Origin of the sequence: Croceicoccus sp. Ery5 (assembly GCF_020985325.1) — a bacterium.
GTDB lineage: Bacteria > Pseudomonadota > Alphaproteobacteria > Sphingomonadales > Sphingomonadaceae > Croceicoccus.
Window position 1 is genome coordinate 196,532 of record NZ_CP087587.1, and the last position, 20,590, is coordinate 217,121.

Below are 20,590 nucleotides of genomic sequence, written 5' to 3' on the forward strand. Positions count from 1 at the left end.
CGCTATCGTCGGATCGATTTATGCTGCTTTGCGGCGAAACGTGCAATGTCTCGGGTGGACAAAGCGGCGATTCAGGGCGATTCGAACAGGCTTTGTCACCATTGGCATGACTGTCAGTAGGCTGTTTTCTTACATTTGTTTTCCGAATCGCCGGTCGTTTTCGCGACTCGGGCGCTGTCCAAGCGTTGCCCTTTGGCAGGCTCCGTCCTAGAGAGCGCGTCTCATCCCGAATACCAATCGAACATGCAAAGTGACGCCGCCCGAAACCATGGCACTCACCGATACCGATAGTCTGCGCGCCGAAGCACTGGCGCAGGTCGAACAGGCCGAAACGCTCGATGCTGTGGAAGCGGCGCGCGTCGCCTTTCTGGGCAAGCAGGGAAGCATTTCGCTGCTGCTGAAAACGCTGGGCAAGATGAGCCCCGAGGAACGGCAGGTCGCCGGCCCCGCGTTCAACGGGCTGCGCGCGAACGTGACCGATGCGATCGCCGCGCGTAAAGCCGTGCTGGAAGCCGCGGCGCTGGATGCGAAACTGGCGGGAGAGACGGTGGACCTGTCGCTCCCCGCGCCGCAAGCACCGGCGGGTAGCGTTCATCCCGTCAGCCAGGTGATGGACGAGCTGGCCGAGATTTTCGCCGACATGGGTTTCGCCGTCGCCACCGGGCCCGAGATCGAGGACGACTGGCATAATTTCACCGCGCTCAACATGCCGGAAAGCCATCCGGCGCGCGCGATGCACGATACGTTCTATTTCCCCGACGCGGACGAAGCGGGGCGGAGCATGCTGCTGCGCACGCATACCTCGCCGGTGCAGATCCGCACGATGCTGAAAGAGGGTGCGCCGCTGCGCGTAATTGCGCCGGGGCGGGTCTATCGCAGCGATTCGGATGCGACCCACACGCCGATGTTCCACCAGATCGAAGGTCTGGTGATCGACAAGGGCATTCACCTTGGCCATCTGAAATGGACGCTGGAGACTTTCCTCAAGGCGTTTTTCGAGCGTGACGATATCGTGCTGCGCCTGCGCCCCAGTTTCTTTCCGTTCACCGAGCCTTCGGTCGAAGTCGATGTCGGCTATTCGATCGAAAAGGGCGCCAATGGCACTTCGCGCCGCGTGGTCGGCGGATCGGGCGATGACGAAGGCCATGCGTGGATGGAAGTGCTGGGCAGCGGCATGGTCAATCGCCGCGTCATCGAATTCGGCGGGCTGGACCCCGACGAATGGCAGGGCTTTGCATTCGGCACCGGCGTCGACCGGCTGGCCATGCTGAAATATGGAATGGATGACTTGCGCGCTTTCTTCGACGGCGATCTGCGCTGGCTGAAGCATTACGGCTTTGCCGCTCTCGACGTGCCGACCCTCTCCGCAGGCGTGGGAGTGCCGGCATGAAGTTCTCGCTCTCATGGCTGAAAGACCATCTCGATACCGATGCGTCGGCCGCCGAAATCGCGGCGAAGCTGAACGAAATCGGGCTTGAGCTGGAGGATCTGGACAATCCGGCCGAGGCGCTGGCGGGTTTCCGCGTTGCCAGGGTGCTGACCGCTGTCAAGCATCCCGATGCGGACAAGCTGCAAGTGCTGACCGTCGACACCGGAGAAGGCGACCCGCTGCAGGTGGTGTGCGGCGCGCCCAATGCGCGTGCGGGCCTGATCGGGGTGTTGGGCCTGCCGGGTGCGGTGGTGCCGTCGAACGGCATGGAAATGCGCAAGGCGGCGATCCGCGGTGTCGAATCGAACGGCATGATGTGCTCGGCGCGCGAACTGGACCTGTCGGACGAGCATGAGGGCATTATCGAACTGCCCGCCGATGCGCCGGTCGGGGCCGATTATGCCGCTTTTGCCGGGCTGGACGATCCGGTTTTCGATGTGGCGATCACGCCCAACCGCCCCGATTGCATGGGCGTCTATGGCATCGCCCGCGATCTGGCGGCTGCGGGTCTGGGCACGCTGAAACCCCTGCCTGACCGCGTTTACGAGGGCGGCTTCCCGTGCCCCGTGCCCATTGCGATCGAAGATGCAGAAGGTTGCCCCGCATTTTATGGCCGCGCCATTCGCGGCGTGACCAACGGGGAAAGCCCCGCATGGATGCAGGCGCGGCTGAAATCGGCGGGCCAGCGCCCCATTTCGGCATTGGTGGACATCACCAATTACGTGATGCTGGCCTATGGCCGGCCCAGCCATGCCTATGACATCGCGCAGCTGACCGGCACGCTGACCGCGCGCCGCGCCAAGGCGGGAGAAGGCGTAACCGCGCTGAACGAGAAGCATTATCTGCTCGACGACAGCATGACGGTGATCGCGGATGACGCGCAGGTGCATGATATCGCGGGCATCATGGGCGGCGAGCATTCGGGCTGTTCGGACGTGACCACCGATGTGCTGCTGGAAGTGGCGGCGTTCGATCCGGTGCGTCTGGCGCATACCGGCCGCGCGCTGAACCTGACCAGCGATGCACGCAGCCGGTTCGAACGCGGCATCGACCCCGCCTTTCTGGCGCCCGGTCTGGAACTGCTGACCGGCCTGATCCTCGACATTTGCGGGGGCGAGGCAAGCGAAGCCCTGCATGTCGGCGCGCCGCCTGTTGCTGCCCATGTCGTGCGTTACGAACCTGCGCTGGCCGAAACGCTGGGCGGGATTGCCGTGCGCGAGGACGAGCAGCGTGCGATCCTGACCTCGCTGGGGTTCGAGATTGCGGTGGTCGAAGAGGCGGGCGAAAGCCATTGGGCGGTCACCGCGCCAAGTTGGCGGCCCGATGTCGATGGCCCGGCCGATATCGTCGAGGAAGTGATCCGCATCCGCGGGCTGGACGCGATCGCATCGGTCGCATTGCCGCGTGCCGAGGGCGTGGCCCGGCCGACCGCGACACCGGTGCAGGCACTGGAACGGCGCGTTCGCCGCGCTGCCGCCAGTCGCGGCATGCACGAGGCGGTGACTTGGTCGTTCCTGCCCGCCGATCAGGCTGCGGCCTTCGCGGTCGAGGGGAGCGAGCCGTGGGTGCTTGCCAATCCGATCAGCGAGGATCTGAAAGTGATGCGGCAATCGCTGCTTCCGGGCTTGCTGTCGGCCGTGGCGCGCAATCAGGCGCGCGGTGCGAACGATGTGCGGCTGTTCGAACTGGGGCGTCGCTATTTGCGCGGGCCCGGCGGGGCGAGCGACGAGCGGCTGGCCCTGGGCCTTGTGCTGGCGGGCGAGAAACAGCCGCGCGGCTGGCAGAACGGCAAGGCGGTGCCCTTTGATGCATTCGACGCCAAGGCAGAGGTCGAGGCGCTGCTGGCCGCGGCAGGCGCGCCTGTCGACAGGCTGATGGTGATGGGCGCCGATGAAAGCTGGTCTGGCAACGCGTTCCATCCCGGGCAATCGGCCACCTTGCGGCTGGGGCCCAAGAACGTGCTGGCGCGATTTGGCACGCTGCATCCGCTGGTCGCCAAACAGTTCGACATCGCAGGAGCAGTGGTCGCGGCGGAGATTTTCCTCGACGCGGTTCCGGCCAAAAAGGGCGCCTCGGGCTTTACCCGCGCGACCTATACCCCGCCGGCATTGCAGCCGGTGATGCGCGATTTCGCCTTCCTCGTTCCCGATACGCTGGCGGCAGGCGATCTGCTGAAGGCGGTGCGCGGCGCCGAAAAGCAGCTGATCACCGATGCGCGCATTTTCGACGAGTTCCGTGGGCAAGGCGTGCCCGAGGGTCACAAGTCGCTGGCGGTCGAAATCGTTCTGCAGCCCGGCGATGCCAGTTTTACCGAGGCGGATTTGTCCGCGATTTCGGCTAAGGTGGTCGCCTCTGCCGAGAAACTGGGAGCATCCTTGCGCGGATGAGCGAGACGGTCACCATACGCTCCGAAGGGCTGACGGCCCGCATCGCTTTGCTGGGCGCAGAGCTTGTGTCCTTGCGCGATGCAGGCGGGGCGGAGTGGATGACCAATGGCGACCCCGCCGTCTGGTCGGGCCGTGCGCCCGTGCTGTTCCCGATCGTCGGTGCGCTGGCGGGCGGTGTGTACCGGCTGGACGGGGCGGAATATCAGCTGCCCCGCCACGGCTTTGCGCGCCGGCGTGTGTTTCATCTTGTCGAACGCACGCAAAGCAGCGCGATCCTGCGCCTGACCGACGATGCCGAGACAAGGGCAGTCTATCCCTTCGCCTTCGTCCTCGACCTGCATTATGCGCTTGAGGGCGATACGCTGACGATCACGGCCATCGTCACCAATCGCGGCGAAGATGCGATGCCCTTCAGCATCGGTTTTCATCCCGGCTTTGCATGGCCGCTGCCCGGCGGCGGCGACAAGGCATCGCATCGCATCGTGTTCGAGGATTTCGAAACCGGCCCTATCCGCCGTGTCGACAGCGACGGCCTTGTCTGCGCGTTCGAGGATACGCCGGTGAAAAATCGCATCTTGCGGCCCTTTACCGGCCTTTTCCATGCCGATGCGCTGATCTGGGATCGCCTGTCCAGCCGCAGCCTGCGGTTCGAGGGGGAAATGCCCAAACCGCCCGAGGGACAGGAGAAGGACAGGAAGGACAGGCTGGCGCCCGCCGCCATCGATCTGGCCTTTCCCGATTGCCCGATGCTGGGCATCTGGCAGAAACCGGGCGCGGATTTCCTGTGTCTGGAGCCGTGGGCCGGCATTGCCGATCCGCAGGGCTTCGATGGCGATTTTCGCGAAAAACCGGGCGTGATGGAACTGCCCGCAGGCGATTCGCGCAGCTTTGCCCTGACGCTTGGCGTTCGTCCGGCCCAGACAGGAGAGTAAAGATGAAAACCGTCCTTGTGACCGGAGCGACTGCCGGTATCGGCGAAGCCTGTGCCCGCGCCTTTGCGGGGGCGGGGTGGCGCGTGCTGGGTACGGGGCGGCGTGCGGACCGGCTTGCGGCTTTGCAAGGGGAACTGGGCGCGGAGCGTTTTCACCCATGCGTCTTCGATATTCGGGACGAGGCTGCGCGCGATGCGGCGCTTGCACAATTGCCTGCCGAGTTCGCGCAGATCGATTGCCTTGTGAATAATGCCGGTCTGGCGCTGGGCACTTCGCCCGCGCAGGACAGCGATCTCGACCAGTGGAAGGTGATGATCGACACCAATGTCACGGCACTGGTCTCGCTTACCCACAGGCTGCTGCCCATGCTGATCGAGCGTAAGGGCGCAATCGTAAACCTGTCGTCGGTCGCGGCGACCTACCCCTATTCGGGCGGGAACGTCTATGGCGGGACCAAGGCATTCGTGCACCAGTTCAGCCTTGGCCTGCGCAGCGATCTGCACGGCACGGGCGTGCGCGTAACCTCTATCGAACCGGGCATGGTGGAAACCGAATTCACCGTGGTCCGCACCGGCGGCAGCCAGCAGGCGAGCGATGCCCTTTATGGCGGAGCCAATCCGATGACGGGCGCGGATATTGCCGAAACGATCCTGTGGGTGGCAAACCTGCCCCCCCATCTCAACATCAACACGCTGGAACTGATGCCGGTAAGCCAGAGCTTTGCCGGTTTTCAGGTGGCGCGCGAAGAAAAGTAACCACCCATGGCTTCCGAACGGCGGACTTTCGCCATTATTTCCCACCCCGACGCGGGTAAGACGACCCTGACGGAAAAGCTGCTGCTGACCGGCGGCGCCATCCACCTGGCGGGCGAGGTCAAGGCGCGCGGGGCTGCGCGGCGCGCGCGTTCGGACTGGATGAAGATCGAACAGCAGCGCGGCATTTCGGTGACGTCCTCGGTGATGACGTTCGAAAGAGACGGCGTCACGTTCAACCTTCTCGATACGCCGGGACACGAGGATTTCTCGGAAGATACCTATCGCACGCTGACCGCGGTGGATTCAGCGATCATGGTGATCGACGCGGCCAAGGGTATCGAGCCGCAGACACGCAAATTGTTCGAGGTTTGCCGGCTGCGCAGCGTGCCGATCATCACTTTCGTCAACAAGGTCGACCGCGAAGGACGCGATCCGTTCGAATTGCTGGACGAGGTGGCCGACATGCTGGCGCTGGATGTCTGCCCGATGAGCTGGCCCATCGGCATGGGCGGGCAGTTCGAGGGCATTCTCGACTATGCCACCGGGCATGTCGCGCGGCCCGAAGGTGGATCGAAGGAATTTCTCGGCAAGATCGACGAGAATCCCGCAATCCCCGATGATTTCGCCGAACAGGCCGAACTGGCCCGCGAAGCCTATCCCGAATTCGATGTGGAAGCCTATCGCGGAGGCGACCTGACGCCGGTGTTTTTCGGATCGGCGCTGAAGAATTTCGGCGTGGTGCAGATGATCGAGGCCATTGCCGAATATGCGCCCCCGCCGCGCCCGCAACCGTCCGAGGATGGCGAAGTGTCGCCTGCCCGCGAAGAGGTTTCGGGTTTTATCTTCAAGGTTCAGGCCAATATGGACCCGCAGCACCGCGACCGTATCGCGTTCATGCGGCTGGTATCAGGCACGTTCAAGCGCGGTATGAAGCTGACACCCAGTGGGCTGGGCAAGCCCATTGCCGTGCATTCGCCGATCCTGTTCTTTGCGCAGGACCGCGAGATTGCCGATACGGCAGAGCCCGGCGATATCATCGGCATTCCGAACCACGGCACATTGCGCGTTGGGGATTCGCTGTCGGAAAAGAACGACATCCGCTTCACCGGCCTGCCCAATTTCGCGCCGGAGATCCTGCGCCGCGTGGTGCTGAAGGATCCGACCAAGACCAAGCAATTGCGCAAGGCACTGGATGACCTTTCGGAAGAGGGGGTGATTCAGGTGTTCTATCCCGAAATCGGCGCGCAATGGATCATCGGCGTGGTGGGGCAATTGCAGCTTGAAGTGCTGATCTCGCGCCTGTCGGCCGAATATAAGGTCGAGGCTTCGCTGGAGGCCGCGCCCTTTGCCACTGCGCGCTGGATCAAGGGCGACGCCGCCGCCATGGCCGAGTTCGAGGGATTCAACCGCCCCAATCTGGCGAAGGACCGCGACGGCGACCTCGTCTTCCTCGCCAAATCGCCGTGGGATGTGAATTACCAGCAGGAAAAGAACCCGAAACTGACCTTTGGCGCGACGAAGGAGAGGTGACAGACGGCTGACCGCGGGCCTATGCCTGTGGTCATGGCACAGTTCTTCGACAGCATCGGGGAAGACCACCGCGCGATGATCGCGCGCCAGCCGGTCTTTTTCACCGCCACCGCCGCCCCCGAAGGGCGGATAAACCTCAGCCCCAAGGGCTATGACGTGTTCCGCATCCTGTCGGACACGCAAGTCGCGTGGCTCGATCTGGGGGGATCGGGGAACGAAACGCATGCCCATCTGGCGGCCGACGGGCGCATCACCGTGATGTTCTGCAATTTCGAACAGCCCGCGCTGATCCTGCGGCTGTATGGCCACGCCCGTGCCGTGCTGCCTGCCGATGCGGAATGGGATGCGCTGGTCACCCGTTTCAACATACTGCCCGGCACGCGGCAGATATTCGTGATGGATGTGGATCAGGTGCAGACCAGCTGCGGCTATGGCGTGCCGCTGATGGTGCTGGATCGGGAACGACCGACTCTCGTGAAATATCACGAAAAGGCCGACCCCGACGAATGGGTCGCCAAACAACAGGCGCGCGACCGCAGCATTGATGGCCTGCCTGTGCGCACCACCGACCGCTATTTGCGCCATGATTGACCGTTTGCGGAACTTTTGCGCGACCGAAGCGATGGAACCGGCGTGCAGCTGAAGATCGCGAGCTATAATATTCACAAGGGCGTCGGGCTTGACCGCAAGCGCGATCCCGACCGTATCCTGTCGGTCTTGGCAGAGATCGATGCCGATGTCGTTGCCTTGCAGGAATGCGACCGTCGTTTCGGGCGGCGGGAAAGCGTGCTTCCGCGCGCAAGGATAGAGGATTCCCGCTATCGCCCCGTCGCGATCGATACGCGGCCCGGTAGCCTTGGGTGGCATGGCAACGGGTTTCTGGTGAAGAAGACGGTTGAGATTATCGACACAGCTGCGCTGACCCTGCCCGCGCTGGAACCGCGGGGCGCGGTGCGCATCGATCTGCGCAAGGATGGCAAGCGGGCGCGCATTATCGGCATGCATCTCGACCTGTCGGGATTAATGCGGCGCGAACAGGCGCGCAGCCTGCTGGCCCATCTGGGCGATCTGGGCAAGCCGGTGCCGACCGTACTGGCAGGCGACACCAATGAATGGGCCGCGCGCGGCGGGGTTTTCCGTTGCTTCGATAAGGGGTGGAGCGTGCTCGATTGCGGGCGCAGCTTTCCGACGCGGCGCCCGATCGCGCGGCTCGACCGGATGATCGTGACCAACCATTGGAACGTGGACGAGGTGGCCGTTCACCACAGCCTGCTGTCGTCGCGGGCATCGGACCATCTGCCCGTGTGGGCGCGCCTTTCGCTGGGCTAGCTGCGCGCGGTTGCACGCACCCTTGTTTACAATTGATGCACGATTTTGCCTAAAATTTAGGCACTCCACGGATGTTTGCTTACGTCTTGGGCGTCTTTTTGAATCTTTTGTTACGCCCAACCCCCAATGAAATCAGGATTCGTTGTGCGAGCGCGAATTGGCACGGCTTTTGCATAACTGATTTTCGACCGACAGAGGGGTCGGTAGGCAACTGAGGGGGCAAGGATGAAATTCATCATCGCCATCATCAAGCCGTTCAAACTGGACGAGGTTCGCGAGGCTCTGGGCTCGCTGGGTGTCGCCGGTATGACGGTTACCGAAGTAAAGGGTTTCGGCCGCCAGAAGGGCCAGACTGAGATTTACCGCGGTGCGGAATACTCCACCAACATGCTTCCCAAGGTGAAGCTAGAAATCGCCGCAGCCGACGCGCTGGTGCCGCAGATCGTCGAAACGATCCAGCAGACGGCCAGCACCGAAGCCATCGGCGACGGCAAGATTTTCGTGCTCGATCTCGCTTCCGCCGTGCGCATCCGCACTGGCGAGAGCGGCGATACCGCGCTGTGAGAAGGGGGACACCACTCATGGATCGTAAAATCCTGAAAACAGGTGCGGCCGCTCTGGCCGCTGCTGCCATTGCCATTCCGGCAGCGGCTTTCGCACAGGAAGAGGTCGTTCCGGCCGCAGAAGCCGTTTCGGGCGGCACTGCCTATATCCTGAACACCCTGCTGTTTCTCATCGGCGGTTTCCTGGTCATGTGGATGGCCGCGGGCTTCGCCATGCTCGAAGCTGGTCTGGTGCGTTCCAAGAACGTGTCGGTGCAGTGTCTGAAGAACATCGGCCTTTATGCAATCGCAGGTCTGATGTTCTGGGTGATGGGGTACAACATCGCCTATCCGGGTGACTTCAACGGCTATGTCGGCGGCTTTTCGGGCATCTACCCGATGCAGGGCGTTGGCGAGGCCGACACCGACACCGGCTACTCGGTCGCTTCGGACTGGTTCTTCCAGATGGTTTTCTGTGCCACCACGGCCTCGATCGTCTCGGGTACCATTGCCGAACGTACGAAGCTGACTGCCTTCTTCATCTTCACCGCCGTCCTGACGGGCGTGATCTATCCGATCGTGGTGAGCTGGGAATGGGGCGCGGGCTTCCTTGACCAGATGGGCTTCTCGGACTTTGCCGGTTCGACGCTGGTGCACTCCACGGGTGGCTGGGCCGCTCTTATGGGCGCCATCATCATCGGCCCCCGTCTGAACCGCTACACCGCATCGGGCGTGACCGTGTTCCCGGGTTCGAGCATTCCGCTCGCCACCCTTGGCACTTTCATCCTGTGGCTGGGCTGGTTCGGCTTCAACGGCGCATCGCAGCTGGCGATGGGCACCGTTGGTGACGTGTCCGACGTTTCGAAGATCTTCGTGAACACCAATATGGCGGCCTGTGCCGGCACGGTTGTCGCGATCATCGCAACGCAGCTGATGTACAAGAAGGCGGACACCACCATGGCGCTGAACGGCGCGCTGGCTGGCCTGGTCGCCATCACTGCCGAACCGCTGACCCCGAATGTGGGCATGGCGATCATCATCGGCGGTATCGGCGGTCTGCTGCCCGTTATCGTGGTGCCGCTGCTCGACAAGCTGAAGATCGACGACGTTGTCGGCGCGATCCCGGTTCACCTGTGCGCAGGTATCTGGGGCACGCTGGCCGTGCCGATCACCAATGGTGACGTGCCCTTCATCGCACAGCTCACCGGCGTGATCGCCACCGGCGTGTTCGTCTCGATCGTATCGGCCATTCTCTGGACCATCCTCAAGTTCACCGTGGGCGTCCGCCCGTCGGCCGAGGACGAGATGGCCGGCCTGGATCACTCGGAAACGGGTATCGAGGCTTATCCCGAATTCGCCCGCGTCACGTAACGCAACGGCGAAAACAGTCTGGCGGGGTGGATCTTTCCTCTCCTCTCCCACCCCGCCAACCGACGTTCCTCCTGCGAACGGTGAACTGGGGTCGGAAGCCACGTGCTTCCGGCCTCTTTTTCTTGAGTTACCGGCCGCTTGGCGGCATCACGTCGTGCCTGACGCAAGAGGAGCCCCCGTCCGATGAAATATGTGATTGCCATCATCAAGCCGCATAAGCTCGACGAAGTGCGCGAGGGGCTGAGCAAGCTGGGCGTTGCCGGTCTGACCGTGTCGGAAGTAAAGGGGTTCGGTCGCCAGAAGGGCCAGACCGAAATCTATCGCGGCGCCGAATATTCGCTGAACATGGTGCCGAAGGTAAAGCTGGAGATCGCCACCAGCGATGCGCTGGCGCCCCGCGTGGTCGAGTTGATCCAGAACGCCGCCAATTCGGAAACAATCGGCGACGGCAAGATTTTCGTCCTCGACCTCGCTTCGGCCCTGCGGATCAGAACCGGCGAATCGGGCGACAGCGCGCTTTAGAAAACCGGATCAACGACCGGCGCTGAGCATGTCGATCAGTTGGCGAATGGGGGACACATCATATCCGCCGTTCGCCGCTTGCGAAGCGATGACCGATGGGTTCACCCCCTGCTTTGCCTGCGCCAGCGCCCACAGCAAGGTCGAACGTGTGCCCGACCGGCAATAGGCAAGGATCGGCCCGTCGGTCGATGCCAGCGCATCGGCCATGGCGTCGACCTGCCCCTGTCCGAATCCCGCGTGCGTAACCGGGATCGCGCGGTAGTCCATGCCGGCGGCATGCGCAGCGGCCGCGATCGCGTCGCCCGCAATCTGACCGGGTTCTTCGTCGTCGGGCCGGTTGTTGATCACCAGCGTCACGCCGCGGGCCTTCGCCTCGGCAATGTCTTCCAATCCGATTTGCGGGCTGGCGATGAAAGCTTCGTTGATCTGTCGGAAATCGCTCATGCCACTGCCTCCGCTTCGGCCTTGCGGCGGTTGCGTTTCACCATATTGAGCATTTCGACAGCAACCGAGAAGCCCATCGCGGCATAGACGTAGCCCTTCGGCACGTGAAAGCCGAAGCCGTCGGCGATCAGCACCAGACCGATCATGACCAGAAACGCCAGCGCGAGCATGACAAGCGTGGGGTTCTTTTCGATGAATTTGGCGAGCGGATCGGCAGCGATCAGCATGATCCCGACCGTAATCACGACCGCCGTGACCATGATCGGCACATGATCGGTCATGCCGACAGCCGTCAGGATCGAATCGATCGAGAATACGAGGTCGAGGGCGATGATCTGTGCGATGGCTGCGCCGAAAGTGATCTGCGCGACGCCTTTCTTCTTATCGAGCATCTCGCCCGAATGGTCGTCGGGATCCATGTTGTGGTGGATTTCCTTGGTCGCCTTCCACAGCAGGAAAAGGCCGCCGGCCAGCAGGATCAGATCGCGACCGGAAAAGGCGGTTTCGAAACTGGGCGTACCGTGTTCACCAACCTCGCCCGTAATGCCAAGATCGAACAGAGGCGTCTGCAATGTGACGATCCAACCGATCAGCATTAGCAGACAGATTCGCATGATCAGCGCGAGGGCGAGGCCGATTCGGCGAGCCTTGGTCTGCTGGTTTGCAGGCAGTTTGTTCGACAGGATCGCGATGAAGACCAGATTGTCGATGCCAAGCACAATCTCGAGCACGACCAGTGTGATGAGGGCGATCCACGCGGCGGGATCGGACAACAGGGCGACAATATCCATGGCGCTTCTGTGCCCGCAGTGCGCGAACCGCGCAAGAGCATGTGTGACCGCAATGTCGCGGAATCGCAGTGATCTGCGCAATTCGTTCGCTATTGCCGGATAAATGCTTTATGAACGCTTGGCAGTGGGAACCGATATCCGCAATATCGGTCTGATCGTCCGGCGATTGTCCGTCCGCACGCCGGGGCGATAGAGGGAAGGGCGAGACGCAAGGTACGCTTCGGTTTATGGGTTATGATAAAGGTCGGCGCGGTCGCGGTCGTGACAAGCGCGATAGTTTCGGTGAAGAAGGGTTCGATCCGTTTTCGCGCGGTGGTTTCGGATACGACCAGGCACCGTCGGATTCCGGTGGTTTCCGTGGTGGCGGCTTTGACCGTGATCGTGGCGGTTTCGGCAATGATCGCGGTGGCGGCTTCGGCGGAAACGATCGCGGCGGTTTCGGTGGCGGCCCGCGTGGCGGCGGTGGCGGTGGCTTCCGCGGCGGCGCTGGCGGTGGAGGCGGCGGTGGCCGTATGCCTCCGCAGGTTGTGGGCGCCGGTAAGGGCGTCGTAAAGTTTTTCAACGGCAACAAAGGCTTTGGCTTCATCCAGCGTGAAGACGGCGGCGAAGATGTGTTCGTGCACATCAGCGCGGTCGAACGCGCTGGCCTTGAAGGCTTGGCCGAAGGTCAGGAACTGGCTTTCAACCTTGTCGATCGTGGCGGCAAGGTCAGTGCTGCCGATCTGCAGGTCGTGGGCGATGTGATCCCCGTTGCCGCCAAGCGCGAAGCGCCCCAGCGTCAGCTGACCGGCGACAAGGCGGTGGGCACGGTAAAGTTCTTCAACAGCATGAAGGGCTTTGGCTTCATCACGCGCGACGATGGCGAGCCTGATGCGTTCGTGCACATCAGCGCGGTGGAGCGGTCGGGTCTGGCAGGGATTAACGAAGGCGATCGTCTCGAGTTCGACCTCGAAGTGGACCGACGCGGCAAATATTCTGCCGTGAACCTCGTTCCGCTCCAGGAATAGTCGGCCCGACCGACTAACATGGGCGGAACCGGTTTGACCGGGTCCGCCTGAAGCCCTAAACGGGCAGTAATGGCGGTTCCCGTTCGGGGGCCGCCATTTTCCGTTCCAATTTTCCAATGGTCTCGGCCCAAATGGCCCATGGCAGGGGAGCCAGTTTTCAAAATCCCCTTCCGCGAATGCAAAGGACATAAAAATGTCGATCACACCGTTGATGCCCGTGTACCCGCGCTGCGATGTGCGGCCGGTGCGAGGAGAGAACTGCCATCTGATTTCGGAAGATGGCCGCCGTTTCCTCGACTTCGCGAGCGGTATCGCGGTGAACCTGCTTGGCCATTCGCATCCGGCATTGATCGATGCGATCCAGAAGCAGGCTGCGACGCTGATGCATGTGTCGAACCTGTATGGCAGCCCGCAGGGCGAGGCGCTGGCACAGCAACTGGTGGACCTCACCTTTGCAGATACGGTGTTTTTCACCAATTCAGGTGCGGAGGCTGTGGAATGCGCGATCAAGACGGCGCGCATCTATCACCAGTCCGTGGGAGCCGATCAGAAGTTCGAGATCATTACCTTTAACAATGCATTCCACGGGCGCACGATGGCCACGATCAGTGCATCAAGTCAGGAGAAAATGCACAAGGGCTTCTACCCGATGCTCCCCGGCTTCCGCTATGTAGAGTTCGACGATCTTGACGCGGCAAAGGCGGCAGTCGGCCCCAATACGGCGGCTTTTCTGGTCGAACCGATTCAGGGTGAGGGCGGCATTCGGGTCGCGAGCGAAGAATTCATGCAGGGCCTGCGTGAGCTGGCGGACGAGCATGACCTGATGCTGGTGCTGGACGAGGTTCAATGCGGCGTGGCGCGCACCGGCACCTTCTATGCCTATGAGCAATATGGGATCGAGCCAGATATCCTTGCGACGGCAAAGGGTATTGGTGGCGGTTTCCCGCTTGGCGCATGCCTTGCCACCGAAAAGGCTGCCCGGGGCATGACCTTCGGTACGCATGGCAGCACTTATGGCGGTAATCCGCTTGCCATGGCGGCAGGCAAGGCGGTGATGGATATTGTCGGAAATGGCGAATTTCTGGCGCAAGTCCGCACCACAGGTGACAAGCTGCGCGGCAGGTTGGAGCAGTTCATCGGGAACTATCCCGAGCTCTTTAGCGAAGTCCGTGGGAAGGGGCTGATGCTGGGCCTTAAGATGACGGTTGAGAGCCGTCCCTTTGTGGCGCATCTGCGAGACCATCACGGGCTGTTGACCGTTTCCGCGGGCGAAAACGTGATGCGCGTATTGCCCCCGTTGATCATCGACGACGCCCATATCGACGAATTCATGGAAAAGCTGTCCGCTGGCGCAGCAACATATAAGCCGGGTGAAGCATCATGACCGTAAGGCATCTGCTGGACCTTGCCGATGCAGGCGGTGACGCATTGCAGGCAATGATCGATGACGCGCTCGCTCGCAAGTCGGCGCGCGAAGGCTGGACCAAAGGTCGCGTCGACGCGGACGCACCTCTGGCTGGTTGTACTCTAGCCATGATTTTCGAGAAGAACTCCACCCGCACCCGCGTGAGTTTCGACATGGCGATGCGGCAGTTGGGTGGCAGCGCGATCATCATGGAAGCGGGGAGCATGCAGATCGGGCGCGGCGAGACGATTGCCGATACGGCGCGCGTGCTGTCCCGCATGGTCGACGCGATCATGATCCGCACAGATGACCATGCGAAGATCGAAGCATTGGCGCAGCACGCCAGCGTTCCGGTGATCAATGGCCTGACCGATCGTTCGCACCCTTGTCAGATCATGGCGGATTTGTTGACTTTGGTCGAGCATGGCAAGTCATTGAAAGGCATGGAACTCGCATGGCTGGGCGATGGCAACAATGTCCTGCATTCGGTGCTGGAGGCTGCCGGATTGATGGGGTTCAACGTCCGCTATGGCGTGCCTGAAGGATATGAGCCCGAAGAGGAGTTCGTAGCGTTCGCGCGGTCTCAAGGCTCGACCGTTACGTTGACCCGTGATGCGGCGGAGGCGGCTCGCGGGGCTGATGTTCTGGTTACCGACACATGGGTCTCGATGGGCCAGGACATGGCGCATGACAAGATCGCTGCCATGAAGCCGTTCCAGATTAATGAAGCACTGATGGCGCATGCAAAGCCGGATGCAGTGTTCCTTCACTGTCTGCCTGCGCATGTAGGTGATGAGGTGAGCGAAGCCGTCTTTGAAGGCCCGCAGTCGGTTGTATGGGACGAAGCCGAGAACCGCATTCACGCACAAAAATCGGTGCTGCGCTGGGCATTCGGTCAGCTGTGAACGAGAGCACGGCCATCCCGCCCAACGAAACCGGTTTTGACGCGGTGCTGGGTTTTACCTTGCCAGGACGGGATGTCCGCGGCCGCTGCGTACGCCTGGGGCCGGTCTTGGATACGATCCTGTCGGCCCATGATTACGCAGGTCCAATCCGCCATTTGCTTGCCGAGGCATTGTTGCTGGCGACACTGATCGGCTCGCTGGGCAAGGAAGAAGGCAGCCAGATGACGATGCAGGCGCAATCCGCCGATGGCATCGTCGATATGATGGTGTGTGACTACCGCGATGGCGAACTGCGTGGCTATGTGCGTTATGATGCCGACCGTCTGGCAGATTTGGGTGCCAATCCCAGCCTTATTGCATTGGTCGGTTCGGAAGCCTATCTGGCGATCACTTTCGACGTGGTCGATGGAGGTCGATATCAGGGAATTGTACCGCTTGATGCGGAAACGCTGGCCGGTGCTTGTGAGGCCTATTTCCGACAGTCGGAACAATTGCCAACGGTTATCAAAGTGGCCGTGCAATCGATGGATGGTCATTGCGTAGCTGGCGGACTGCTTTTGCAACATCTCCCGGATGGTGAGGAAGGTCGGGAACGACTCCATGTTCGCTTGGACGATCCTGATTGGGAGCATGTCACCGTTCTGGGGTCGACGATCCGTCACGCCGAGCTTGCCGATCCGGGCCTTTCGCTAGAGGCGTTGCTGTGGCGGCTGTTCCATGAAGAAGAACAGCTGTTGGTCGAAACCGTCGCGAAACTTGAGCGTGGGTGCCGCTGCACGCCCCAGCATTACCGGCAAGTTCTCTCACGCTTTGGTGCAGAGGAGTTGGTGGAAATGCGCGATGGTGACGGCCTTATCAGGGTCGATTGTGCCTTTTGCTCACGCGTTTTCCCGATCGACGTTTGACATCGAAGGCGCTTGCGATGCTTCGGTCCGCGATATAGCGCCATTGCATGAGCAATAGTAAAATGATGCAAAAGTCGGCCGTCGTACTTTTGTCCGGCGGACTGGATTCGATGGTGACGGCGGGAATTGCCAAAGCCCAAGGCTATTCGGTCAACGCATTGACGATTGACTATAACCAGCGTCACCGACGGGAACTGGAGAGCGCGACCGAGATTGCGCGCACGCTTGCAGTCGAGCGGCATCTGGTCTTGCCTCTTGATCTGAGAAAGATAGGTGGCTCTGCGTTAACGAGCGAAATCGATGTGCCAAAGGGAGGTGTGGGCAGCGATATCCCCGTCACTTATGTACCGGCCCGTAATCTGGTTTTTTTGTCGCTTACGCTGGCCTGGTGCGAAGCAATTGGAGCGCAGGATATTTTTATCGGCGTTAACGCGCTCGATTACTCCGGTTACCCGGATTGCCGGCCGGAATTTATCGCGTCGTTCGAGGAAACGGCAAAGTTGGCGACAAAGGCGGGAAGCGAGGGAGCCGATTTCAAAATCCATGCCCCCCTGCAATATCTATCCAAAGCAGAGATTGTCGATCGCGCTTATAAACTAGGCCTCGACCCGGCGATGAGTTGGTCTTGTTACGACCCGACTATTGATGGCCGTCCGTGCGGTCTGTGCGACAGTTGCAGATTGCGACAACAAGGTTTTGCGCAAACCGGCCGGATCGATCCAGTCGATTATCAGGTTCGCATCTAGGCACCTGACCGGTAGTTTGAGCGCACAAAAAAGGGGCCGGAAGATTCCGGCCCCTTTCGTGTGTCGATCTTGCGATCTTTGGCTTACATGCCCGAACCCGGACCGTAGGTGATTTCCACCCGGCGGTTCTGCAGTTCGCGGACACCGTCGGCGGTGGGAACGCGCGGGTTCTCTTCGCCGAAGCCTTCGGTGGTGATCGCCGTATCGGGGATGCTGCGTGCCGTGAGGTACGAGCGCACCGATTCCGCACGACGTTCCGACAGACCCACGTTGTAGGTCTTCGAACCCGACGTATCGGTGTAACCGGCCACCATGATCGGCACCGAGTTGCAGTCGGCATAGGAAGCGATGGCGCTGTCCAGAATGCTGGCTGCTTCGGGCGTGATTTCCGACGAATCCCAATCGAAGAACACGATATAGGGGCCGGTGTTGCACACCACTTCCGGAGCCGGCGGCGGCGGCGGCGGGGGAGGCGGCGGCGGGGGAGGCGGCGGAGGCGGCGGGGGCGGAGCAGGCGACCAGAAATTATAGGTCAGCGAGCCCAGCAGCGAGTGCGAACGGATGCTCGTCTCGATCGCTTCGCCGGTCGGCGCCACTAGGTCGATATTGTCGTGGTTGAAGAAACGGTACTTCAGGCCGACGTCCCAGTTGTCCGACAGCGGAGCGCGGATGCCCGCGATCGCCTGCCAGGCAAAGCCGGTGTCCGAATCGTCGATCAGCACAGGTTCTTCGAACTCGCTGCGCGCGACACCGGCACCGCCGCCGATGAAGCCCTGCAGGCCATCGTCGTCGCCGAAGTCGATCAGGCCGTTGACCATGAAGCTCAGCGTGTTGAACTCAAGGTTCATCTCGCTGTCGTCATAATTGTCGCCGAACAGCGTCGCACCATCGTCGCCGGCGCCCTTGTAGGCCGCTTCGGTTTCGAGGCGGAAGCCGCCGAAGTCATAACCGGCCACAACGTCGAAGTCGTAACCGTAATCCCAGTCGAAGGTCGCCTGATTGTCGACGCCATCGACGTCAACATCCGAATCCTCGACAAGCATAGCACCGCCATCGACACCAATGTACCAGGTGTCGTCGCGAGCAAGCGCTGGCGAAGCTATGGCCGTAGAGGCCAGAGCAAGGCCGATAATCGCTTTACGCATTAGCGTTTCCCCTTATTTTCCATCTTGTTGATTGAAGCCACGGAGGCGAGTTCTATCCGTAGTTGATTTTGCGCGCAAGCTTGGTGAAACGACGCATTGTTGCATTCGCGCATCACTTTTCTTGCCCGGCATGGACCTTCCGCTGATAGTTTACCCTCACGTTATGGCGGCAATCGCTGTGGAGCAAAAAGGTTCCCGTTAAGTTACATAAAAAAAGACAATGGCTTGCGCATAGATCAGGCCGGCGGCAGATTGCCCGACTGGCGGAGGCATTCGATTATTGCGCTAATGGCCGCACGCGCTTCCGTGTCGATCGAGGCCCCTCCGTTCGGCGATGCGATCGGCGATGCCACTGACCAACCGTTGTCATACCGTCGGTCGACCGATGCATTCCGGTCGAATACGCGCATCCCTTCGACCGGTGTTGCAAAAATCCATTGTTCCTGTTGCCAGGACGCCAGCGAATTTTCGCGACCTTCGAATGGACCGCTCGCCGGTGCTGCGACGATATAAGTTGCACCCGCTGCAGGTTCGGCTGGAGGGTAGCCCGCTTCTCCCTCGACGACAGGCTGCAACAGCATATCTGCACTTCGTTGAGGAACAATTCCTTTTGCGCCTGCACCATGCATGGCTGTGCTACGGCCCGCGCAGGCTCTACGGCTCCGCTGCTGAATAGAGGAAGGCCTGCGCGCCATTGGGCCAGACGATGCGTCGCAGCCAGGGTTCGAACACCGGGCGGCGAAAATGGGGCGACACGGCCAATAGCCCGCTTTCGCCTTCCACCATCACCGCCCGAGGCTCGGCCAGCGAGGCTCCGATCAATGCAATTCGGGCATCGGGATGCTGGCGCGCGATGCACCGCACCAATTCCGCTCCGGCACGCGTCTTGCCGAAACCGCGTCCCGCGCAGATCAGCCATACCGACCAGTCGCTATCCGGCGGCAATTGTTCGTCGCGCGCCCAAAGCTCCCAATAATAACGCAATTCCTGCTGTTCAGCGGGTTGCAGCCGGTTCAATATGGGCAAGCGCCTCGCATGGGGCATGTCGGTCAGCCAGGCGAGGCGGTTCGGCTCATCCATGGTGTTGCCCCATTCAAGCGTCGCTGTCGCCGTTCATGGCCTGTCTGGCCTTATCGGCCCGCTTCATCCGCTCGCGCATGACGTCGAGCTTGCTGTTGATGCGGTCGATAACGGCCTGTTCGTCCTCGGCGCTTTCCTGCGCCTTGCCGCGGCCGAATGCGTCGCGGTGCGACAGAAGCAGGCGTATGGATTGGGCATTGTCGTATTTGCGGTCGCTCGCAGCGTTTGCCGGTTCACCCTCGCGCAAACGGCAAAGCAGGGCGAGTTCGAGCGCTTCATACCCTTCGCAAAGCGCTTGCTGCCATGCGGCGGCAAATGCGGGTTCCTTGCGGCGGGTTTTATAGGCTGTGCTGACGTCGATCCGCCCCGCCTTTGCGGCCGCGGTGACATTCGAGCTTTGCGCCAGCTGTTCCAGAAAGCGTTCACGCCAGTTGCGCAGACGGCGCACGCGTTTTGTTGGCCGAGCATCGGTCATGACCGGCTCCCGTCACTATAGGTGGTTCGGGCGGACCAGTGGCCCGCATATCGGTGGATGATCCGCGAGAAGCGTCGGCGGGGGTTCCCGGCGACTCGCTCTATCGCGATGTTCCGTTTCTCTAACCAAAGAGCGTGACGATGTCAATACAAAAGTGCCAAATAGGTTATTTTATCTTTTGACTGGCCATGGCCCATCACCCTGCTAAACGCCAGAAAGCACAGGGTTCACGGGGTCTCGGCATGAGGTGGCTACGCAATCTCTACGATTGGACGATCGAAAAGGCGCAGCACCGCCATGCGCAGGGATGGCTGGCGTTCTTCGCTTTCGTCGAGTCGAGCTTTTTTCCGATCCCGCCTCATCCCCTACTGGGATTGATGTGCCTGGCGAATCCGCGTCGCGCGATTCGCTATGCGCTGATCTGCACGATCTTCTCGGTCATCGGCGGGCTGTTCGGCTATGCAATCGGCTATTTCCTGTACGAGGCGATCGGCAAGGCGCTGATATCAGCACTTGGACTGAGCGAGAGTTTCCCCGTCGCGGCGTGCTATCTGCGCGACAAGGACTGGGAAGCGATCGTGATCGCGGGTGCAACACCGGTTCCGTTCAAGCTGCTGACGATCACATCCGGCTTTATCGGAATGAATCTTGCCACTTTTACCCTTGCCGCCATCGCGGGGCGGGGCTTCATCTTCATGACGGTTGGCGTGCTGTTCCGCCTGTTCGGCGCGCCGATCAAGGCGTTTATCGATCGTTATCTGGGTATGCTGACCACGGCCTTCGTCGTGCTTCTGGTCGGCGGTTTTGTCGTGCTGTCCTATGTCGGCACGTCCGAAGGCGATGCGGCAAAGGACCAGTGCCAGATGGCCACCGCGGTCTGACCGAAGACG

General features: G+C 61.3%; 22 protein-coding genes. 16 read left to right on the plus strand and 6 right to left on the minus strand.

Annotated features, from left to right (window positions below; translation table 11 throughout):
* Positions 1–268 precede the first annotated feature (268 nt).
* The 10 genes from pheS (at position 269) to LOZ74_RS00990 (ending at position 10,797) form a co-directional block, all read left to right on the plus strand.
* Positions 269–1,390: a phenylalanine--tRNA ligase subunit alpha gene (gene pheS, locus LOZ74_RS00945; RefSeq protein WP_230292507.1), complete on the plus strand. Its 1,122-nt coding sequence runs from the start codon at positions 269–271 to the stop codon at positions 1,388–1,390.
* A complete protein-coding gene (pheT, locus tag LOZ74_RS00950; protein ID WP_230292508.1) occupies positions 1,387–3,816 on the plus strand; it encodes a phenylalanine--tRNA ligase subunit beta in 2,430 nt (809 codons plus the stop codon). The genes pheS and pheT overlap by 4 nt, the downstream gene beginning before the upstream one ends.
* Positions 3,813–4,748, plus strand: a complete 936-nt coding sequence (locus LOZ74_RS00955) for an aldose 1-epimerase family protein (RefSeq protein ID WP_230292509.1) — start codon at positions 3,813–3,815, stop codon at positions 4,746–4,748. Before pheT ends, LOZ74_RS00955 begins: the two co-directional genes overlap by 4 nt.
* 2 nt (positions 4,749–4,750) lie before the next feature.
* Positions 4,751–5,503, plus strand: coding sequence for an SDR family NAD(P)-dependent oxidoreductase (locus tag LOZ74_RS00960; RefSeq protein WP_230292510.1), 753 nt, complete (start codon positions 4,751–4,753; stop codon positions 5,501–5,503).
* 6 nt (positions 5,504–5,509) lie between these two features.
* Positions 5,510–7,033 carry a peptide chain release factor 3 gene (locus LOZ74_RS00965; RefSeq protein WP_230292511.1) on the plus strand — a complete coding sequence of 508 codons (1,524 nt, stop codon included), beginning with the start codon at positions 5,510–5,512 and terminating at the stop codon, positions 7,031–7,033.
* A 33-nt stretch (positions 7,034–7,066) separates the two neighbouring features.
* Positions 7,067–7,624 (plus strand): pyridoxamine 5'-phosphate oxidase family protein, encoded by a 558-nt coding sequence (locus tag LOZ74_RS00970; RefSeq protein WP_230292512.1) that lies wholly within the window; start codon positions 7,067–7,069, stop codon positions 7,622–7,624.
* 42 nt (positions 7,625–7,666) lie between these two features.
* Positions 7,667–8,362 carry an endonuclease/exonuclease/phosphatase family protein gene (locus LOZ74_RS00975; protein ID WP_230292513.1) on the plus strand — a complete coding sequence of 232 codons (696 nt, stop codon included), beginning with the start codon at positions 7,667–7,669 and terminating at the stop codon, positions 8,360–8,362.
* Between the two features lie 225 nt (positions 8,363–8,587).
* Entirely contained in the window at positions 8,588–8,926 is a 339-nt protein-coding gene (locus LOZ74_RS00980) for a P-II family nitrogen regulator (RefSeq protein WP_230279241.1), read from the plus strand.
* Positions 8,927–8,943: 17 nt separating this feature from the next.
* The gene (locus tag LOZ74_RS00985) at positions 8,944–10,275 is read left to right on the plus strand and encodes an ammonium transporter (RefSeq protein WP_230292514.1); all 1,332 of its coding nucleotides are present in this window, start codon (positions 8,944–8,946) and stop codon (positions 10,273–10,275) included.
* Positions 10,276–10,458: 183 nt separating this feature from the next.
* A complete protein-coding gene (locus tag LOZ74_RS00990) occupies positions 10,459–10,797 on the plus strand; it encodes a P-II family nitrogen regulator (protein ID WP_230292515.1) in 339 nt (112 codons plus the stop codon).
* A gap of 9 nt (positions 10,798–10,806) precedes the next feature.
* On the opposite strand, the gene LOZ74_RS00995 is transcribed toward LOZ74_RS00990, so the two are convergent.
* Together LOZ74_RS00995 and LOZ74_RS01000 are read right to left on the minus strand one after the other, a co-directional pair.
* Complete coding sequence (locus tag LOZ74_RS00995; protein WP_230292516.1) at positions 10,807–11,241, minus strand: TIGR01244 family sulfur transferase; 435 nt, start codon at positions 11,239–11,241, stop codon at positions 10,807–10,809.
* The gene (locus tag LOZ74_RS01000) at positions 11,238–12,032 is read right to left on the minus strand and encodes a TerC family protein (RefSeq protein ID WP_230292517.1); all 795 of its coding nucleotides are present in this window, start codon (positions 12,030–12,032) and stop codon (positions 11,238–11,240) included. Before LOZ74_RS01000 ends, LOZ74_RS00995 begins: the two co-directional genes overlap by 4 nt.
* Before the next feature lie 227 nt (positions 12,033–12,259).
* Between LOZ74_RS01000 and LOZ74_RS18240 the strand changes: the two genes are divergently transcribed.
* The 5 genes from LOZ74_RS18240 to queC all read left to right on the plus strand — a co-directional run bounded on the left by LOZ74_RS18240 (position 12,260) and on the right by queC (position 17,000).
* The gene (locus tag LOZ74_RS18240; protein ID WP_304505957.1) at positions 12,260–13,039 is read left to right on the plus strand and encodes a cold-shock protein; all 780 of its coding nucleotides are present in this window, start codon (positions 12,260–12,262) and stop codon (positions 13,037–13,039) included.
* A gap of 193 nt (positions 13,040–13,232) precedes the next feature.
* The gene (locus LOZ74_RS01020; protein WP_230292518.1) at positions 13,233–14,423 is read left to right on the plus strand and encodes an aspartate aminotransferase family protein; all 1,191 of its coding nucleotides are present in this window, start codon (positions 13,233–13,235) and stop codon (positions 14,421–14,423) included.
* Positions 14,420–15,349: an ornithine carbamoyltransferase gene (gene argF / locus LOZ74_RS01025; RefSeq protein WP_230292519.1), complete on the plus strand. Its 930-nt coding sequence runs from the start codon at positions 14,420–14,422 to the stop codon at positions 15,347–15,349. The genes LOZ74_RS01020 and argF overlap by 4 nt, the downstream gene beginning before the upstream one ends.
* On the plus strand, positions 15,346–16,254 hold the full coding sequence (locus LOZ74_RS01030) for an Hsp33 family molecular chaperone HslO (RefSeq protein WP_230292520.1): 909 nt from the start codon (positions 15,346–15,348) through the stop codon (positions 16,252–16,254). The genes argF and LOZ74_RS01030 overlap by 4 nt, the downstream gene beginning before the upstream one ends.
* 47 nt (positions 16,255–16,301) lie before the next feature.
* Positions 16,302–17,000 carry a 7-cyano-7-deazaguanine synthase QueC gene (gene queC, locus LOZ74_RS01035; RefSeq protein WP_230292521.1) on the plus strand — a complete coding sequence of 233 codons (699 nt, stop codon included), beginning with the start codon at positions 16,302–16,304 and terminating at the stop codon, positions 16,998–17,000.
* An 83-nt stretch (positions 17,001–17,083) separates the two neighbouring features.
* Here queC and LOZ74_RS01040 read toward each other — a convergent pair whose 3' ends face one another.
* The 4 genes from LOZ74_RS01040 to LOZ74_RS01055 all read right to left on the minus strand — a co-directional run bounded on the left by LOZ74_RS01040 (position 17,084) and on the right by LOZ74_RS01055 (position 19,700).
* Positions 17,084–18,145 (minus strand): OmpA family protein, encoded by a 1,062-nt coding sequence (locus LOZ74_RS01040; RefSeq protein WP_230292522.1) that lies wholly within the window; start codon positions 18,143–18,145, stop codon positions 17,084–17,086.
* Positions 18,146–18,381: 236 nt separating this feature from the next.
* On the minus strand, positions 18,382–18,774 hold the full coding sequence (locus LOZ74_RS01045; protein WP_230292523.1) for a DUF2793 domain-containing protein: 393 nt from the start codon (positions 18,772–18,774) through the stop codon (positions 18,382–18,384).
* Positions 18,775–18,799: 25 nt separating this feature from the next.
* Positions 18,800–19,225 carry a terminase large subunit domain-containing protein gene (locus LOZ74_RS01050; RefSeq protein WP_370638858.1) on the minus strand — a complete coding sequence of 142 codons (426 nt, stop codon included), beginning with the start codon at positions 19,223–19,225 and terminating at the stop codon, positions 18,800–18,802.
* A 13-nt stretch (positions 19,226–19,238) separates the two neighbouring features.
* Positions 19,239–19,700, minus strand: coding sequence for a hypothetical protein (locus LOZ74_RS01055; RefSeq protein ID WP_230292524.1), 462 nt, complete (start codon positions 19,698–19,700; stop codon positions 19,239–19,241).
* 242 nt (positions 19,701–19,942) lie between these two features.
* Between LOZ74_RS01055 and LOZ74_RS01060 the strand changes: the two genes are divergently transcribed.
* Positions 19,943–20,581 (plus strand): YqaA family protein, encoded by a 639-nt coding sequence (locus LOZ74_RS01060; protein ID WP_230292525.1) that lies wholly within the window; start codon positions 19,943–19,945, stop codon positions 20,579–20,581.
* The last annotated feature ends 9 nt before the right edge of the window (positions 20,582–20,590 follow it).

Bases quoted from the DNA above. Each gene is read 5' to 3' on its own strand.
- pheS (WP_230292507.1), top strand. From the start codon at position 269: ATGGCACTCACCGATACCGATAGTCTGCGCGCCGAAGCACTGGCGCAG.
- pheT (WP_230292508.1), top strand. From the start codon at position 1,387: ATGAAGTTCTCGCTCTCATGGCTGAAAGACCATCTCGATACCGATGCG.
- LOZ74_RS00955 (WP_230292509.1), top strand. From the start codon at position 3,813: ATGAGCGAGACGGTCACCATACGCTCCGAAGGGCTGACGGCCCGCATC.
- LOZ74_RS00960 (WP_230292510.1), top strand. From the start codon at position 4,751: ATGAAAACCGTCCTTGTGACCGGAGCGACTGCCGGTATCGGCGAAGCC.
- LOZ74_RS00965 (WP_230292511.1), top strand. From the start codon at position 5,510: ATGGCTTCCGAACGGCGGACTTTCGCCATTATTTCCCACCCCGACGCG.
- LOZ74_RS00970 (WP_230292512.1), top strand. From the start codon at position 7,067: ATGGCACAGTTCTTCGACAGCATCGGGGAAGACCACCGCGCGATGATC.
- LOZ74_RS00980 (WP_230279241.1), top strand. From the start codon at position 8,588: ATGAAATTCATCATCGCCATCATCAAGCCGTTCAAACTGGACGAGGTT.
- LOZ74_RS00985 (WP_230292514.1), top strand. From the start codon at position 8,944: ATGGATCGTAAAATCCTGAAAACAGGTGCGGCCGCTCTGGCCGCTGCT.
- LOZ74_RS00990 (WP_230292515.1), top strand. From the start codon at position 10,459: ATGAAATATGTGATTGCCATCATCAAGCCGCATAAGCTCGACGAAGTG.
- LOZ74_RS00995 (WP_230292516.1), bottom strand. From the start codon at position 11,241: ATGAGCGATTTCCGACAGATCAACGAAGCTTTCATCGCCAGCCCGCAA.
- LOZ74_RS01000 (WP_230292517.1), bottom strand. From the start codon at position 12,032: ATGGATATTGTCGCCCTGTTGTCCGATCCCGCCGCGTGGATCGCCCTC.
- LOZ74_RS18240 (WP_304505957.1), top strand. From the start codon at position 12,260: ATGGGTTATGATAAAGGTCGGCGCGGTCGCGGTCGTGACAAGCGCGAT.
- LOZ74_RS01020 (WP_230292518.1), top strand. From the start codon at position 13,233: ATGTCGATCACACCGTTGATGCCCGTGTACCCGCGCTGCGATGTGCGG.
- argF (WP_230292519.1), top strand. From the start codon at position 14,420: ATGACCGTAAGGCATCTGCTGGACCTTGCCGATGCAGGCGGTGACGCA.
- queC (WP_230292521.1), top strand. From the start codon at position 16,302: ATGAGCAATAGTAAAATGATGCAAAAGTCGGCCGTCGTACTTTTGTCC.
- LOZ74_RS01040 (WP_230292522.1), bottom strand. From the start codon at position 18,145: ATGCGTAAAGCGATTATCGGCCTTGCTCTGGCCTCTACGGCCATAGCT.
- LOZ74_RS01045 (WP_230292523.1), bottom strand. From the start codon at position 18,774: ATGCATGGTGCAGGCGCAAAAGGAATTGTTCCTCAACGAAGTGCAGAT.
- LOZ74_RS01050 (WP_370638858.1), bottom strand. From the start codon at position 19,225: ATGGATGAGCCGAACCGCCTCGCCTGGCTGACCGACATGCCCCATGCG.
- LOZ74_RS01055 (WP_230292524.1), bottom strand. From the start codon at position 19,700: ATGACCGATGCTCGGCCAACAAAACGCGTGCGCCGTCTGCGCAACTGG.
- LOZ74_RS01060 (WP_230292525.1), top strand. From the start codon at position 19,943: ATGAGGTGGCTACGCAATCTCTACGATTGGACGATCGAAAAGGCGCAG.